The organism is Rhizobium sp. FY34 (assembly GCF_005222845.1).
In the GTDB taxonomy this organism is placed as follows: Bacteria; Pseudomonadota; Alphaproteobacteria; order Rhizobiales; family Rhizobiaceae; genus Neorhizobium.
This window is the reverse complement of record NZ_STFZ01000014.1, coordinates 275517-291728: the sequence shown is the minus strand read 5'-3', so window position 1 is coordinate 291728 and position 16212 is coordinate 275517. Positions and strand designations below refer to the sequence as shown.

16 protein-coding genes and 1 pseudogene are annotated in these 16212 nt (G+C 59.0%); 3 read left to right on the top strand and 14 right to left on the bottom strand.

What is annotated here, in order from left to right:
* Positions 1–30: 30 nt before the first annotated feature.
* Positions 31–1770, bottom strand: coding sequence for an NAD(P)/FAD-dependent oxidoreductase (locus E8M77_RS12265; RefSeq protein WP_348639903.1), 1740 nt, complete (start codon positions 1768–1770; stop codon positions 31–33).
* A gap of 192 nt (positions 1771–1962) precedes the next feature.
* Here E8M77_RS12265 and E8M77_RS12260 point away from each other — a divergent pair, with 192 nt between their 5' ends.
* The 3 genes from E8M77_RS12260 to E8M77_RS12250 all read left to right on the top strand — a co-directional run bounded on the left by E8M77_RS12260 (position 1963) and on the right by E8M77_RS12250 (position 5582).
* Positions 1963–2850: an AraC family transcriptional regulator gene (locus E8M77_RS12260; protein WP_137130910.1), complete on the top strand. Its 888-nt coding sequence runs from the start codon at positions 1963–1965 to the stop codon at positions 2848–2850.
* 182 nt (positions 2851–3032) lie between these two features.
* Positions 3033–4094: an SDR family oxidoreductase gene (locus E8M77_RS12255; RefSeq protein WP_137130909.1), complete on the top strand. Its 1062-nt coding sequence runs from the start codon at positions 3033–3035 to the stop codon at positions 4092–4094.
* A gap of 594 nt (positions 4095–4688) precedes the next feature.
* Positions 4689–5582 carry an alpha/beta fold hydrolase gene (locus E8M77_RS12250; RefSeq protein WP_137130908.1) on the top strand — a complete coding sequence of 298 codons (894 nt, stop codon included), beginning with the start codon at positions 4689–4691 and terminating at the stop codon, positions 5580–5582.
* Positions 5583–5621: 39 nt separating this feature from the next.
* Here the strand turns inward: E8M77_RS12250 and E8M77_RS12245 are convergent, their stop codons facing one another.
* The 13 genes and pseudogenes from E8M77_RS12245 to E8M77_RS12195 form a co-directional block, all read right to left on the bottom strand.
* The gene (locus E8M77_RS12245; protein WP_137130907.1) at positions 5622–6533 is read right to left on the bottom strand and encodes a helix-turn-helix domain-containing protein; all 912 of its coding nucleotides are present in this window, start codon (positions 6531–6533) and stop codon (positions 5622–5624) included.
* Between the two features lie 96 nt (positions 6534–6629).
* The gene (locus E8M77_RS23895; protein WP_170975836.1) at positions 6630–6782 is read right to left on the bottom strand and encodes a hypothetical protein; all 153 of its coding nucleotides are present in this window, start codon (positions 6780–6782) and stop codon (positions 6630–6632) included.
* Between the two features lie 124 nt (positions 6783–6906).
* The gene (locus E8M77_RS24040) at positions 6907–7146 is read right to left on the bottom strand and encodes a hypothetical protein (RefSeq protein WP_137130906.1); all 240 of its coding nucleotides are present in this window, start codon (positions 7144–7146) and stop codon (positions 6907–6909) included.
* 11 nt (positions 7147–7157) lie between these two features.
* Positions 7158–7292: a hypothetical protein gene (locus E8M77_RS24390; RefSeq protein WP_281408189.1), complete on the bottom strand. Its 135-nt coding sequence runs from the start codon at positions 7290–7292 to the stop codon at positions 7158–7160.
* Positions 7271–8014 (bottom strand): ABC transporter substrate-binding protein, encoded by a 744-nt coding sequence (locus E8M77_RS12235; RefSeq protein WP_170975835.1) that lies wholly within the window; start codon positions 8012–8014, stop codon positions 7271–7273. The genes E8M77_RS24390 and E8M77_RS12235 overlap by 22 nt, the downstream gene beginning before the upstream one ends.
* Entirely contained in the window at positions 7947–8303 is a 357-nt protein-coding gene (locus E8M77_RS24385) for an ABC transporter substrate-binding protein (RefSeq protein ID WP_170975834.1), read from the bottom strand. The genes E8M77_RS12235 and E8M77_RS24385 overlap by 68 nt, the downstream gene beginning before the upstream one ends.
* A gap of 184 nt (positions 8304–8487) precedes the next feature.
* The gene (locus E8M77_RS12225) at positions 8488–10083 is read right to left on the bottom strand and encodes a GMC family oxidoreductase N-terminal domain-containing protein (protein WP_137130904.1); all 1596 of its coding nucleotides are present in this window, start codon (positions 10081–10083) and stop codon (positions 8488–8490) included.
* Between the two features lie 65 nt (positions 10084–10148).
* Positions 10149–11555, bottom strand: coding sequence for an aldehyde dehydrogenase family protein (locus tag E8M77_RS12220; RefSeq protein WP_137130903.1), 1407 nt, complete (start codon positions 11553–11555; stop codon positions 10149–10151).
* A 114-nt stretch (positions 11556–11669) separates the two neighbouring features.
* Positions 11670–12623: a helix-turn-helix domain-containing protein gene (locus tag E8M77_RS12215; RefSeq protein ID WP_137130902.1), complete on the bottom strand. Its 954-nt coding sequence runs from the start codon at positions 12621–12623 to the stop codon at positions 11670–11672.
* A 189-nt stretch (positions 12624–12812) separates the two neighbouring features.
* Positions 12813–13519 (bottom strand): annotated as a pseudogene (locus E8M77_RS12210) (IS6 family transposase).
* A gap of 167 nt (positions 13520–13686) precedes the next feature.
* A complete protein-coding gene (locus E8M77_RS12205; RefSeq protein ID WP_246659247.1) occupies positions 13687–14472 on the bottom strand; it encodes a glucose 1-dehydrogenase in 786 nt (261 codons plus the stop codon).
* Positions 14473–14507: 35 nt separating this feature from the next.
* The gene (locus tag E8M77_RS12200; RefSeq protein ID WP_137130900.1) at positions 14508–15446 is read right to left on the bottom strand and encodes a helix-turn-helix domain-containing GNAT family N-acetyltransferase; all 939 of its coding nucleotides are present in this window, start codon (positions 15444–15446) and stop codon (positions 14508–14510) included.
* 151 nt (positions 15447–15597) lie between these two features.
* Entirely contained in the window at positions 15598–15813 is a 216-nt protein-coding gene (locus tag E8M77_RS12195; RefSeq protein ID WP_205910481.1) for a hypothetical protein, read from the bottom strand.
* Positions 15814–16212 lie beyond the last annotated feature (399 nt).

Genomic DNA, 16212 nt, shown 5'->3' with positions numbered 1-16212 from the left:
GCTGGGATTTTTTTTTGGGGGGGGGGGCGATCAGTGGATGTCGAAGCCGGAATAGCCGCTTTCGGCAATCTCAAGGCATCGGGTCCGATAGGCGTCCGCGCCACCGGCGTAAGCCAGCAGGCGCCGGGGCTTGCCAGCCACGTTGGAGCCGACATACCAGGAGTCCGTCTTGCTCATCAGCACGCTGGCGGCGACGAGATCGTGATGCTCTACCCACTCCCGTTCGATTTGCGCCGTAGGCTCGATCACATGGCCACCGTTTTCGAGGACATGCTCGATGCAGTCCGCTATCCATTCATTCTGGAACTGCAGGCAGATGGGCATGTTGCAAAGTGCCGCCGACGGCGCCAGAGGTGCGCCCGTCATGAAAAGATTGGGGAACCCGTTCATCTGCAGGCCAAACGCGGTGGATACACCCTTTTGCCAATGGTCACGCAACGACAGACCATCGCGACCCCTGAAGTCGATCCGCGCAAATGCGCCGGTACCGGCATCGAATCCGGTGGCCATGATAATTGCATCGAGTTCGTGAACCGTTCCATCGGCGAGTTGCAACCCCGTGGGCGTCACGGCGGCAATCGGGTTCGACTTGACGGGAACGGCGTGGACATTTGGTTGCAGAAAGGCTTCGAGGAAGCCGTTTTCAAGCGGCACGCGCCGCGTGCCGAAACCATAGTCGGCAGGAACCAGGATCTCACTCAGCCGGTCATCATTCAGGCGCGCCCGCATCTTGGCACGGATAAAGGCAGAGATTTCCGCGTTGACCTCTTCGTCAACGAATAATTCGGCGAATGACGCAAGCCAGAACTTCAGCGAACCGTCCGAATAGCATGCTTCGAGGATTTCAAGCCGCTTTTCCGGCGACAGATCCGCCCAGGCATATTCGGGGGCGAAATCGAAACCGCCGAAGGAAACCGGCAGCTGATCCTGCAAGGCGCGGAAGTTCGATTTGTAAGCTTCGATCTCAACAGCCGAATACTGAACGTTCTGCATGGGCAGTGCATAATGCGGCGTCCGCACGAATACGGTCAATTCGCCCGCAACCGGGGCGAGGGCCTGCACGACCTGAATGCCGGTGGCGCCGGTGCCGATGACGCCGACGCGTTTTCCGGCAAGATTAGCTCCGGTCGCCGGCCAGCGTGCGGTGTGAAAAATCTGGCCTTTAAACAGCGTCTGACCCGGAAACTGGTCCGTGAGCGGCGCCGACAACATGCCACAGCAGGCAATGACAAAGCGCGGCCTGAGTGTCGTGCCGCGCGAGGTCTGCACGGTCCAGCGCAATATGCTTTCGTCCCAGACTGCGCTCGTCACGGCGGTGTCTAGATCTATGTCCTGCCTCAAAGCCAAACTGTCAGCCACATAATTCAGCCATGCCTCGACTTCTGCCTGGGTCGCAAAGCGTTCGCTCCAGGTCCAGTTGCGATAGAGCTCCTCGGAGAACAGATACTGATAGCTCGGCGATTCTGAATCGAGACGGGCACCCGGATAGCGGTTCCAGAACCAGGTTCCTCCGATGCCTGAACCGGCTTCACAAATGCGGGCCGTCAGACCTTTCTCGCGCATGAGATGCAACTGATAGAGGCCGGATACTCCTGCGCCGATGATCAACACGTCCAGCTCGGTACCGGCACCGGCGGGTGCTTTTTCGATGATTTTATTCGACATGCGTTTTCCTCCCGCACCCACGTTGCCCATCATCCCGGTCCGTGACCGGCAGGTTTGGCCCGAATAAGCTGCATGAGGCATCGCGTCGGTTCTTGATCGATCCACGCGATTTTTTGAACAAAACACGCAAAGGCGATTTGCCGCCCGGACGGAAACACGCGGGCTTGCGGGACGGGCGCCATATAGTTAACATATGAAGAGATTGTCCGGCGGCAAGGTTGAGGAGCGTTGCCGACGGCCTGATACTGGCCTGCTCGCAGCGGGCCAGGTCGGTCTGTCATCGAGAGGAGGAGCGCGGTGCACGAGGGAGGTGTAGCGCCTGCGGACTTGCCCGTCTGGTTGCCCGGCAAGTTGCTTGCGCAAAGTGATCACAGCGGCTGGAAAGAGGGGACTTTCCGGAAATATGCCTATGCCGGACAGGATGTCGCGCTTCCTGCAATGCGCGATACATTGATTGTGTTGTGCAAGTCGGGTGGTTCGACGCTGGAAAGGCGGGTGGACGGGCGCTGGACGAAACGGGTTTGTCCGCCAGGATCGGTGTCGCTTCTGGCGCGGGGAGTGTCATCTCAATGGCGCTGGCTGCCGCCTGTGGAGGCGAGCCACCTTTATTTGAGTCGCAGCCTCATGGTGGATGTCGCCAACGAGGTCATGAATCGCCCAGTGGACGACGTTGCCGTTCTGGATATTCTCGACTGTCGAGATCCCGTGCTGGTCGAGGGGATACAACGCATCGAGCAGGAGCTCGACGAGCCTGCAAGTGGCGGTGTGCTCTATATCGATCTCATGGCACGCCTGTTCACCATTCATCTGCTCAGGCATTATGCTCAAATGGCTTTTTCTCCGGTTCGCTTGCAAGGAAAGCTCGATGACCGGCAGCAACATCTGATCAGAGAGTTTATCGACGCGCATCTTCACGAAGCACTGGATCTGAATTCCCTGGCTCGGCTGGTCAATCTCGGCGTATGCACATTCTCCAGGCATTTTCGCGAAACATTCGGCGTGGCGGCATATGCCTATGTTCAGGAGCAGCGCCTTGATCGCGCGCGGCACCTCATCAAGCATGCAGCCATGCCCCTGGCTGAGATCGCGGCGTCTTGCGGTTTTGCGGATCAGTCTCATTTGACGCGACAATTCTCCCGCCGCTTCGGCGCGACGCCAGGAAAGTTCCGACAACAATTGACGTAGTCCTGGGCCGGGGCCATCCCTCGACGCGATCAGATACACCGGGCGACAAGATCCGCGCCCGTTGCGACGACGCGCCATTACAAAACCGGGCTACCCGAAACGTTCGCCGCGCTCCGCCAAACGAAGGCAGCTTCGGGCAGATCACAATGGTCTAACGCCCTGTTGATATTGCGAGCCCGCAGTTGTCTGGCGATCAGTTGAAGCAGGATGGGATCCTGCTGCCTCACACAGGCTTGCACACGTCAGGCGGCGCGTGTTTCTCAGGCGATATCGAGGCATTGCAACCTGGCTGTGGGTTGGAAGCAGATCTCTACGACGGGAAATCTTCGGGATTTCAAGTCCATGGCCGGCACCGCCGATCTGTCGATCTGCTCGTTCACTTCGCAAACGTTCAAGTCTTCATTCCCGCAAAAACAAGCATCGAGTTGGAGGGAAGACTAGCCTGCCCAGATCAGAAGAGCCCATCAAAATCGCTGCGCTCGTCTGTAATGGAGGACATCATGAAAGATTTTGAAGGCAGGGTTATTCTTGTGACCGGAGGCGCGTCTGGTCTGGGCGCAAAAATCGTTGAACTGTTGGCTGCACGCGGCGCACGCGTCGCAATCGCCGACTACGATATCGCCGCTGCCCGGATGCTTGCGGAGGAGATCGACGGAGCAAAAGCGTATCAGGTCGACGTGACAAAGTCCTCTGACATCGATGACGTCGTGGCAAGTATCGTTGCGGATTTTGGCAGATTGGATGGGGCGGTCAACAATGCCGGAATCGGTGGCAAACTCGGGTCTCTGCACGAATGCAGCGACGAAAACTGGGCGGCTGTGCTGAGTGTAAACCTGAATGGCGTATTCTATTCGGCACGGGCTGAAATTCGCCACTTTCTGACGGTCGGAGGCGGCGTAATCGTCAACACCGCCTCTATGGCTGGCCTTCTCGCCGAGCGGGGGCTGCCGGCTTATGTCTCATCCAAACACGGTGTCATAGGGCTGACCAAATCCATTGCCCTGGACTATGGCAGCGCAGGTATCCGCTGCAACGCGATCTGCCCGACATTCTTCGAAACGCCGATGACGGGTCCAATGTTCGCCGACCCGGGCTTTCAACAAATGCTGAAAATCAGACACCCTCTGGGAAGAGCAGTGACCGTCAATGAGGTCGCGGAAAGCGTTGTCTTCCTCTTGAGCGATCAAAGCAGCGGCATGACCGGGGTTTCGTTCCAGGTCGATGCAGGGGCAAGCGTCAGCTGAAACCAATCATGCCGAGCCGTCGTTGGAGGAGGCTGGTTTGGTATTAGATCTCCGGGGGGAGAAATATGAAGAATATTGATACGAAGCGATCATGGTTTGCCCTTGATGGTCGGCCTTACGCAGCATTGGATTATCCCGCTGAACACGGCGATGGTCATGGGACCTACCTAGGCCGGCTGGCTGTGGCTTCCCAGCACTACAAACTTTGCATGGTATTTCGCGGCGCTGCTGCTGATTCCCTTCGCTTTCGCCATCGCAAACACCTTCATTTTCGGTCTCTTGTCTCGCATCGAAACGACAGGCCGCGCAACAGCAGCGACACCGGTTATCGTAATGGGTGGATCGACAATCGGTGGATTTACCGGCGGCATCATCGTGCAAATGTTCGGCTTTACGGCGGTAGGCTATTTGGCCATCGGCATGGAAGCCTAGCGCTGTTTCTCTTCAGTTGCGCCAGAAACGCAACCGCTGTCGCAAGAGCAGCGGCGTAGTCCAAATCCCGGTCCACGAAAACTGGAATGGTGGAGCCCGTCCGATCTTCTTGCGACCGGAACATTCGTCACCTCGAAGCAAACTCCAATAAGGATATCAATCATGTACTCAGAAATTTCTTTCCAGGCAGCTGACGGCACGACATTGCGCGGCCGCCTCTACAGCGGTGCCGGTGACGAAGCGGCGAAGCCCTTGATCATTCTTACGGGCGGCATCAGCTCCACCATCGATTTCTCAAATCACGAAGGCTTTTCGGAGTATTTCGCCAATGCAGGGTTTTCCGTTCTTCTCTATGATCACCGCAATTTCGGCCTGAGTGATGGCGCGCAACGGCAGGAGGTCTTGCCACAACAGCAGGTCGAGGACATGCGCGACGCAATCACCTTTGCCCAGATGCAACCGGGCATCGACGCTGAGCGCATCGGCGTCTGGGGGTCGAGCTTCAGCGGCGGCCACGCGATCAATGTCGCATCGATTGATCACCGCGTTAAATGCGTTTCAGTGCAGGTACCCTTTGTCAGCGGCAGCCAGACCGTCGCGCGTCAGGTCCGCCCCGATTTTCTTGCCATGGTGCGGAAGATGTGGGCAGGCGACAGAATGGGACGCATGGCGGGTCAGCCTCCCCTGATGATGCCTGTTGTGACAGAGAACCCGATGGAGCCCGCCGTCATGCCGATGGCCGATGCCTGGACTCATACGGTGGCTCATCAAGGCAAGTCGAAAACATGGGAAAACCGGGTCACCGTGCGCTCGATGGAACTTGCCAGCACCTATGAACCGGCGGCCCTGATCCATATGATTTCGCCCCGGCCGTTCCAGATGATCATCGGCTCTACCGACCGCGTCACCACTCCTGACATTGCGCAGGCAGCCTTCGATCGGGCGGGCTATCCAAAGAACCTCGCCATCGTCGAAGGCGGACACTTCGACCTGTACTACGACAAGTTCGATGAAGCCGCCGAACTGGCGCTGGCATGGTTCAAGAAACACCTCTGAGGCAGTCAGCCCGGACTATTTTCTGGCGTCGCGGCGTGTCTATTCGGCCTCATCCTTGGTCGGTCGATTGTCGCGACGCCAGGCGCTCGGCGTGACGCCAAATTTCGCCTTGAACGATCTGGTGAAATGCGCCCCGTCGCTGAAATGCCATTTATGCGCAATTTCTGTAATGCTCAATGCGTCCTGGTTTTCCTGAAGATCTTCGGCGCCGTGTACAAGGCGGCGCTCCCTGATCCAGGCAACAACAGTTTGACCGTGCTGATGGAAGAGAAAATTCAGATATCGAGTAGAAATATCATGTGCTCGCGCAATGAGAGCAGGCGTCAATTTGGAATTTTCAAGCTGATCTTCGATGAAAGACAGAATGCGGTCGTATCTTGCAGTTCGGGGTGTTGCCTCGACATTTACGTGCGTACCCTTGATCGCCTTGCTCAGCATGGCGAGGAACATGTCGACCGCCGTCTCGCCTGACCGCCGGTCCAACAGCTCAATGTTCTGTGACAGTGCGCGCATGAACCCTGAAATGAGACCGCCAACAGGGGTTCTGCCCTGAAGCGCCCATTGTGTGAATGGCAGAGGGCGGGCCATGTAAGTCTGGAAACGGCTGGTTGGGACGATGATGATCAGCTGCTGAACCCGGTCGTTGACGTGAAACTCGTGGTTCCCCCGATTGCTCCAGATGAGAGTGTCGCCTTCGGAAAGCTCCATTTCGACACCCTCGGTGCTGACGAGCATGTTTCCCCGCATCAAGGTGACCAGCCCCGTGTATTCGCCACCATCGTGGGCATTGTGGATTTCTGAGCGCGCGCCCCTGCATACACCGCCTTCGAGCGATGAAATCCGCACATCGCCGTAGTGCCGGCACTCCAGTCGGGTGTCTCTGGCAACTTCAGGCGAGATGTTGAGGTCCCAGTTCAGGAAAGCCTCACTAAAAGGCGCAAGGTTTGTCATTTCTTCTTTCTGCTGCGCATGCGGGTCCCGCGACCGCGCCCATTCTCTAGACCAGCAACTCGTTTGGCAAAAAGTTGACCTGACCTGACGGAGACATCAAGTTCTGATTGAAGAAAGGCTACCGCGTCCCGCCTCCAAGCTGACACCAGCCGCGATTTCTAAGCCAGGCGCGAGCCGAATGGAAACATCGTCAACGACCCGTTTCACATCGCGACGGACCGACAGGTTGGAGATTTCAATCACGCTCATTTCACCTCCTCCGTCCCTAGATAAACAGCGCGAACACGATCGTCGACTAATATCGTCGCGGTCTCGCCATAGGTCACCAGTGATCCGAAATCGAGCACCATGGTATGCTGGCAGGTGGCCTGGATCAGATCCACGTCTGGTCGATCACAAACGTCCTTGCGCCGATCACACCCGCGATCCCGCCGATCACGCTGCGCAGCCGCGCAACCTCGACTTGGGAGAAGCCGGCGCCTGGCTCATCAAGCAAGATCAGTTTCGGACGGCCGGCCACGCATCGCGCCAGTTCCGTCATCCGGCGCTCGAAGGCATTGAGGGTGGCGACGGCAAGCCCCGAAACTAGGAACATTCCATAGGCGCCCAACATGCCTGACATCCTCAGTTGCCGATACCCAGCGCTTTTTCGTCGGCGCGGTAGGGTTCGAGATAGGCACTGTCGATGTCGGTGCATTCGCCGACAACCTTATAGCCGCCCGAGACCATCTGGACCATCATAATGGCATGGTTCGGCATGTGCCGGTCGCCATTGCCGACATAGTAACGGCCGCAGAGCAGAGATGTAGTTCTTGATGCCGCGGATCGCCTTGGTGACCGCGGCACGGTCGAACTTGGCGGGATCTTGCTTCAGAAAGCACCTCGACGAAGAAGCGCGCCGAGAGATGGCCGGCCTGGCTGAAGGTGTCGCGCGGATCCTCGGGCTTGCCATGTGTGTCAAGCACGCCGCGCCAGTTGGTGGCATCCGGCCCCGTGCCATCGATCGGAATCAATTCGGCGTTGACATACAAGACACCCGCCCAGTCATCGCCGAGCATGCTGGGCACATCGCGGTCATAAAGCGGCGCCGAGGAAATCCATGTGTAGCTGTCGCGCTGGCCCGATTCCTGAACCACTTTCAGAAGCGCCGCCGCCATGCCGGCCGGCAGGTTGACGAGGATGGTATCGGCCCCCGATGCAACTGCTTCCAGGAAGGCGGAGTTCATATCAGCCGCAGCCGGATCAAGCAGCACGCTGGAGCCAGAAAGTCCCTTCGACTGCATGTATTTTTCCGTCCAGCCGCAGGAATAGGGTCCCACGCTCGGGATGGTCAGCCCGATGAAGACGACGTTCTTCGAGCCGAGATTGCCGACCGCCCACTGGGCAGCCCCAACCGACGATGGAAGCGGTCCTTCATTGGTAGACACGATGTTGCGCGATTCGAAGCATTCCGCCACCGCACAGCCGGAGGCCATCGCCATCACACCTTCTTCTTCGTAGAGTTTGGCGTTGACGCCCATCTCGACGAAGGAGGCAGCCGACCAGGGCGACGACCTTTTCGTCCTTCACCAGCTTGGTTGCTACTTGGGCCGCGACTTCCGGGTTCCACTGATCGTCCTCGACCAGATATTCCACTGGTCGCCCATTGATGCCGCCATTAGCGTTGACGCAGTCGAAATAGGCCTTTGCCGCCTTCGATGCAGACGAAAGATCGTCAAGACCTGTCTGGCCGACGATCGCACCGACCTTTATCGGCTCCCCGCTTGCCACCTGACCATTGTTCAGTCCGCAGCTCGGTGCAGCGACAGCTGTTCCGACATTGGCAAAGAACAGGGCCGCGACTGCGGCCGCACCATAAAGAAAATGCGCACTCTGTATGTTGTTTCCCTCCCATGTGTGCCGGATGATTCCAGCGTGTGGCAGAATGGCCGATCAAAGCCGCCCTCGCTCCTCCTCAGGCGGCAAGATCCTTTCCAAGAATGAAGCGGCTTGCCCGCTCCCCGATCATGATCGTCGGTGCATTGGTGTTGCCGGAAACGAGCGTCGGCATGATGGACGCGTCAGCAACCCTCAACCGGTCGACGCCGAACACCTTGAGATCCTCGCCGACCACGGCCATGCGGTCCTCGCACACTCCCATTTTCGCAGTGCCGGACGGATGGAAGACGGTCTTCGACACGCCACGGATATAGTCGCGCAAGGCGTCCGGATCCTTCTCGACACCCGGCTCGGGCAGAATGCGCCGCTTGATCAGCCTGGCGAGCGACGGTGCCTCGGTGATCCGGATGGCAAGTTCGACACCACGCACCAGCGTCTCAATATCGGCCGGATTGGAGAAACTGTTTGCGTTGAACAGCGCCGGATCGTCCGGATTGGACGAGCGCAGCTTCACCGTCCCGCGCGACTGCGGACGCAGGAAACACGGCCCGATGGAAATGCCATGGCCCGGATGCGCCAGCCGCTCGCCGAAACCGTTGAAGCTCGGCAGCACGTGGAACTGGATATCCGGCTGTCCTGTACCTGCGGTATCAACGAAGCCACCGGATTCGACCACGGTAGAGGTGAGGACCCCGGTCTTGGTCAGCATGTATTGCAGCATGTGCCCGACGGCCGCCACACCACGATCCTGCCCGAACAGGGAGATCGGATCTCGCACCTCGGCCTGAACCGTCGCCTCGAGATGGTCCTGATAGTTCTCGCCGACGCCCGGAAGGTCTGCCACAACATCGATGCCGTGGGCGGCCAGTTGCCCCGCAGCACCGATGCCCGACAGTTGCAGGATCTTCGGTGTCGCGATGGCGCCGGCCGTCAGCACGATCTCGCCACTTGCCTTGATCCGCTCTCCGTTCGACAGGAGCACACCGACCGCGGTGCGTCCCTCGAACAGCACCTTGTGCACCTTCGTCCCGGTCATGATCTCAAGGTTCGAGCGCTTCTCTGCATCGCGCAGGAAGGCCTGGGCAGCACTCCAGCGTCGGCCATTATTGGTCGTCGTCTGGTAGAAACCGACGCCCTCTTGCTGCTCGCCATTGAAGTCTTCATTGTAGCGCAGACCGGCTTCCTGGGCGGCGCGAATAAAGGCCCAGGACAAGGGGTGTCCGAACCGGCGATCCGACACCTTCAGCGCCCCTTCGGCGCCATGGAACTCGCCCGACAGCCGTTGATTGCCCTCGATTTCGCGGAAAACCGGCAGCACCTTGTCATAGGACCAGGACCTGCAGCCCATCTGAGCCCAGGTATCGTAATCCTGACGCTGACCGCGAATGTAGATCATCGCATTGATCGAGCTACCACCACCGAGCACATTACCCTGAGGCACAACATTCGGCTTGCCCTTCAGACCCGGATCCGGCTCGGATGTATAAAAATGAACGTCGCGTCCTTTCTCGATGACCTTGAAGAAGGTCCCCGGAATGTGAATGAAGCGATCGCTGTCCTTCTGGCCGCTCTCGATCAGCAGCACCTTGTTGGCCGGATTTTCCGACAGGCGGGCTGCGACGACGGAGCCCGATGAACCGCCACCCACAACAATATAGTCAAATTCACGCATGATCTCTCCTCCCGGAAGCAGGCTTAGTTTCGTCAAGCCCGCACTCTTATCTTGTAGGCTGGCAATCAGGAAAAGACGGTCTGGATCACCGTGAATTCCTTCAGCCCATCGACGCCGAATTCGATGCCGACACCCGACTGCTTAATGCCGCCAAACGGCGCATTCGGCTGGACGGCGCCATGCTTGTTGATCCAGACAGAGCCGCATTCCATCCGGCTCGCGACCGCCTTCGCCCGTGCTGTGTCGCTGGACCAGACGGAGCCGCCGAGACCACTCGGATTGTCGTTAGCCATGGCGATCGCCTCCTCAATGTCGTAGTAGCGAATGATCGGCAGGGCCGGACCGAATTGCTCGAGATCGACGAGCTTAGCGCCGTGTTTCACGTCGGCAATGAGCGTGACAGGATAGAAATAGCCCGGCCCATCAGCAGGCCGTCCACCCGTCAGAACCCGTCCACCCTTCTCGATCGCATCATTGACGTAATCGGACACGATCGCGAACTGCTGAGCGTTCTGCAGCGGGCCGAGAACGCTGTCGTCGGCCAGCCCGTCACCAAGCTTGATCTGACCAGCGTAGGCTGCGAGCGCCTCGCAGACGGCGTCATAGATACTGTCATGCACATAAAGGCGCTTGAGGCAGGCGCAGGTCTGACCGCTATTGATGAAGGCACCCCAGAACAGGCCCTCGGCGATCGCCTTGGGATCAGCGTCCGGCAGCACGATGCCGGCATCATTGCCGCCCAGTTCCAACGTGAGGCGCTTCAGCGTGTCCGCAGCCGAAGCCATGACCTTTCGACCAGTCGCAGTTGACCCCGTGAAGGTAACCTTGGCGATATCTTTGTGAGTGGTCAGCGCGCTTCCGAGATCGTTGTCATCGGCAATGACGTTGACAACACCAGGCGGCAGGACGGTGTTGAGCAATTCCACCAAGCGGATCGTCGACAGCGGCGTGTTCGGCGAAGGCTTAATGACGACGGTGTTGCCGATGCGGATGGCGGGGATGATGTGCCAGCAGGCAATCATGACAGGCCAATTCCACGGCGTAATCGCAGCAACGACACCGATCGGCTTACGATGCAGTTCGACGCGTCCCTCAGGGCCATCCTGCACGATCTCGATCGGCAGGTCGAGCGATGCGGTGTATCGGGTCCAGGCGACGGCACCGCCGATCTCGAAGCGCGAACCCAGCCCATTGAGCGGCTTGCCCTGTTCAAGGGTAAGGAGATGCGCGAGTTCCTCGGCATGAGCTTCTATGGTCTCCGCAAGCTTCCCACACAAGGCGGCGCGCTCACTGGAACTCATTGCCGCCCAAGCGGGGAAGGCCCGATTAGCGGCTGCGACCGCCTTGTCTAGGTCGGCGGTTGTCGCCAGCGGCGACAGACCGACTAGCGCACCGGTCGACGGACTGGTAACCGGCTTCTGACGTGCTGTCGCAATCGAGCGCCCATCAATAACGAGCCCGTATTCCTTCATGATGCATCCTCCCATGCAGATCTTGGGAGGACCCTAGCGGCAGACCGGATCGTCGTCTTGGATCGGGACGCAGCCTGAATTGGACAAAAACGCGACGCACAAAAATTGACCAGATCAGGACGCGATGTCCTTTGGACTGCAATCGAAGAGCTTGCGGAAACTGCGATTGAAATAGGAGATGTCGTTGAACCCGACGGAATACGCGACATCGGCGATAGCGCCGGGATGACGGATGCCGCGCAGGCTTTCCAGGCGAGAACGTGCGAGATGCAGCCGCTTGAACTTGATCAACCCTGTTACCGTCATACCCTGCGCGCTCATGTCTTCCTGCAGGGTTCGCAGCGACACCCCGACCCGGTCAGCCAACCACTGGGGCGAAAGCCACTCCTCCGTGAGGTTTTCATCGATCAATACCTGAACCACCTCGATCCGGCCCATCGCGCTATCGGCGCGCAGGAACAGTTTCTCGCCGGGCACCGTGGCGAAAGCCTGCCTCGCGGTGTTGAACAAAAGATCACGCAGATGGGGTGCCCGAATATCATCTCCAGATGTTTTCATGAGCTTTGCGACGAGCGCACCGAGCATGACCGACATTGGATCATCTGCACCGATCTTGCGACTGACCGAGATAAGAGCGGTCTTGTCCGACAGGAGAAGTTGGCGGGGCAAATGAACAGACAGATGATTGGAGAAGGATCCACCGAAGTAAAAAACTGATGGGCGGGTGGAATCAACGAGAATGCACTCTCCCGGATGGAGGTGCTCCTGCCGCCCGGACTGTTCGATGCCACATGACCCCTCAAGCTGAAGGAGCAGGAAGAGATTATCCCCCTGATCCGCACGAATGTCGTCAGGATCGCGTCGAATATAGTCGAGATTGTTGGCGACTTGGGCCAGAGTCAAACCTCCGGCATTGGAAACCTCTGCGCCTCCTATGACACGGTCGTTCCTCTCCAAACGACGCGAATTGAAATGGCCGCAGATCGATTTCAAGTTCGCCGACCAGTCGTCGAATTGCAGACACGGCCACTGCGGCGGGATCCTTCCCGCAAAGCTCTCCAGATACATATCCGCCTCCTCCCAAAGCCGGCTTCGCATTTAATGAGCATGTTAACAAAATTTGTAAATGTCAAAGCCCCCGCGTCTCGGCAAGGCCAGCCGCTGGCGATTTTGCTTCAGAAATGACGTTCAAGTTCTGTCGGCATCGTAAGCTTAAAGGCAAAGAGGGCAAACCATGGTAGCGGCCGAGTTCGTCGGTCATGCTCTGGCAATTTTCGCCCACAGGTTCATCGCCGCCGAACACAGTTCGCGATGATGGCTGAAGGTGATGCCGTGGCGCGGGATGTGGAACAGCTTGGCACTCGGGTCATGGATAGAGACGAAACGTTGTAGATGTCGCTGTGACTTGAATCGCTTCATGATCCTCTCCCGTCGTCGTGTCGGCTGATGTGAATTCTCCGCCCGATTGTTCAGGCCTTCGTGCGAGCGGCGTTCGACCCCGGGCATGATCTCGCGTTTTGCTGTGCCATAGGACCGGAGCTTGTCGGTGATCATCACCCGCGGCGCTCGCCCCTGGCTCTTCAAAAGCTTGCGCATCAGGCGTTTGGCTGCTTTGGCATTGCGGCGGCTTTGCACCAGCACCTCCAGAACAAATCCGTGCTGGTCAACGGCGCGCCACAGCCAGTGCTTCTTGCCTCGAATCGAAATGACGACCTCGTCGAGGTGCTACTTGCTTCCAAGCTGGCCGAATGAGCGACGACGGATGTCTTTGGCGAAACGCCGGCCGAACTTCTCTGCCCACAGCCGGACCGTCTGACGAGAGACAGTGACCCACGGGCAGCCAGCAAGTCCTCAACCATCCGCAGGCTGAGAGGAAACCGGAAATAGAGCCACACGGCGTGAGCAATGATTTCAGCGGGAAAGCGTTGGCGGCGATAGAGTGGATCACGGCTAAATCTGGTCATCCCACCAGATCCCACATTTTCATCGATTCTCGGGTAACGTAACGGTGCCATCCCTACACCGGGCGAGGTGCAATCAAAGGATTTCTACCACATGGTCAGCATAACCTGCCGGACGTTCTCGCGCCGCAGATTATGAAGCAGACCGGATCTTATAAGCAGGCGAAGTCTCATCCCGCGAGGAAGCCGCCATCGGCGGCGAGCACATGGCCGACGACGTAACTTGCCTCGCCCGACAGCAGCCAGACGACCGCCGCAGCCACTTCGTCTGGATGACCCATGCGCCGCAGCGGCAGGCCGCCTGCGACGGTGCGCATGTCGGCGATGCCGGAGGACAGCATCATGTCCGTGACGACGCGCCCTGGGGCGATCGCGTTGATCCGCACGCCTTGCTGCGCATATTCCATCGCCGCCGCGCGCGTGAGCGCGATGGCAGCGGCCTTGGAGGCGCCATAGAGCGACAGGCCGAGATTGGGGTTACGTATCCCGCTGACGCTGGTGTTGTTGACGATCGCTCCACCGCCCGAGGCAATCAGCGCAGGAATTTCATGGCGCATGGCATGAAAGACCGCGCGCACATTGGTGTCGAAGACCTGCCCGTAGACGTCATCGGTCTGTGCGGCCAGCGGCGCCCGGCGCTCCTGGAACCCGGCATTGTTGAAGGCGAGATCGAGGCGGCCGAAGCGGGTCATCGTTTGCGCCACGAGGTCGGCCAGATGTGCCTCGCGGGTGACGTCGGCTGTGACGAACACGCCTATCGTGCCTATGCGGCACAGAGCCTCGGCGAGTTCCTCGCCGAGCGCCTGCCGTCGACCCGAGACGACCACAGCCGCCGCCCCTTCCTCAGCCATGCGCAACGCCGTTGCACGACCGATGCCGCTGGTTGCGCCGACGACGAGACAGACCTTACCGGCGAGCCGCCCTGCCGGTACGTAGGAGGGTGGAGTTCCCGCCAGCTCGGTGATCGAAGGCACTATCGTCTCTGTGGTCGTCATGCCCGTCTCCTCACAAAGCGCTGTTCGAGCACTTCCTTGCCCCACTGGCTGCCGAGACGCTCTTCAGCCAGCACGAAGCCATTCTTTTCATAGAGATGACGTGCGGCATGAAGACCGGCGAAGGTCCACAGATGGCTCTCGGTGAAGCGTTGCGCATCCGAGAAGGCGAGCGCGGCCTCTAGCAACCGCCGTCCCACGCCCGTGCCGCGCATCTCATCATCGACGATGAACCAGCGCAGGTGCGAGATGCCCGCACCCAAATCCTCACCGTCGATGGCGACCGAGCCGACGATCCGCTCGTCGCAGAGTGCAGCCCAGATCCCGTTCACCGGCGCGTCGAGACGATCACAGAAGGCCGCGAGACCACCGGCGACGACGGTTTCAAAGCGCTGGCCGAAACCGGCCTCACGCGCATAATAGAGCGCGTGCATCTCGGTGACGCGGGCCACGAGGCCAGGCCGGTAGCCGGCGACGATTTCAGTTTGCGGCGCAGCGCTCGAGGCTTCCAGCCGCCCAGCCAGCGCCTCGGCGTAGAGGCGCAGGCCGTCAAGAACGGTTCGGTGACGTTCAGAAGGAAGTTGCTCCAGCGCGCCCGCGACCTGCGCACGGGCGAAGGCATGGATTTCCGCGACACGCTTTCGCCCAGTCGCACTCAGGGTCAGCGTCTTGGTGCGAGCATCCTCCTCGCCCGGCTCTTCTATGAGGTCGCCGGAGACGACGAGTTTGCGCAGCATCCGGCTGACACTCGACTTTTCCAGGCGGAGACGTCCACCAAGATCGCGCGCCGAGATGCCGTCGCTGGCGTCTATTTCAATGAGGGCATGGACGGCGGAAGGCGGAAGGTCGGTTCCCGCGAAGGCGCCGCCCATGAAACCGAGTTCGCGGACGAGCAGCCGTGAGGCGGCGCGGATGAGATCAATGGTGGATTGCGACATGGGCATAGGGCGAAAACATAATTAGTTGCATCATACAACTACACTGACAGAGGGCGGCTCAGTGGTCAAGCCGGCCCTTGTCGGACGGCAACAAACCTCCCGCCGGGCGTCCGGTGTGTCCTGGATCCAATAAACGGCGTACGGCAATCGGCTAATTTTGCGTGGTCGTCGCGCAGACTATCGCGCCACGGCGACAGATCGGCGGAGTTGGCGCGCCGCAACGCACGGTCGAGGTCATCAGCGTCAGTCCCTTGGACTTGGATTCAGGCTTTGGAATCTTGAATTCCGCCACGATGGCAATCGTCGCCCGTCCAAGAGCAAAGCGAGGATCGCGGTTAGGCGTTTTCTTCTTGCCGCGCGTCACCATACGGAAACCTTGGCCTCGTCACGCTTGAAGAACTCACCGTTCAGATAGATGAGGACGCCGTCATTACGGTGATGGCGACGTAGGTGTTTAGTCCCGGCATTTGATGGTGCGGATTGAGTCTAAACCGTTCTGGCTCTGCTCTCCAGGTTTTGCAGATGTATTCGTAGAGTGGTTAGGCGGTGTGGACGGATTGCCGCATGTTTTATTTCTGCGATTCCTAAACCAGTATTTGGATGATTCATGGGTTGCCGGTTTCAGAGGAGATCGGCGATGCTGACGAAGATGACAGAAACGGACTGGGCGGTCGCACTTGATGCTTTTCGGGCCTCGCTGCCGCGGCGGGGCGACAAGGGTCGAGATGACCGGCTGTTTTTGGAGGCCCTGCATTGTGTCTCCGTC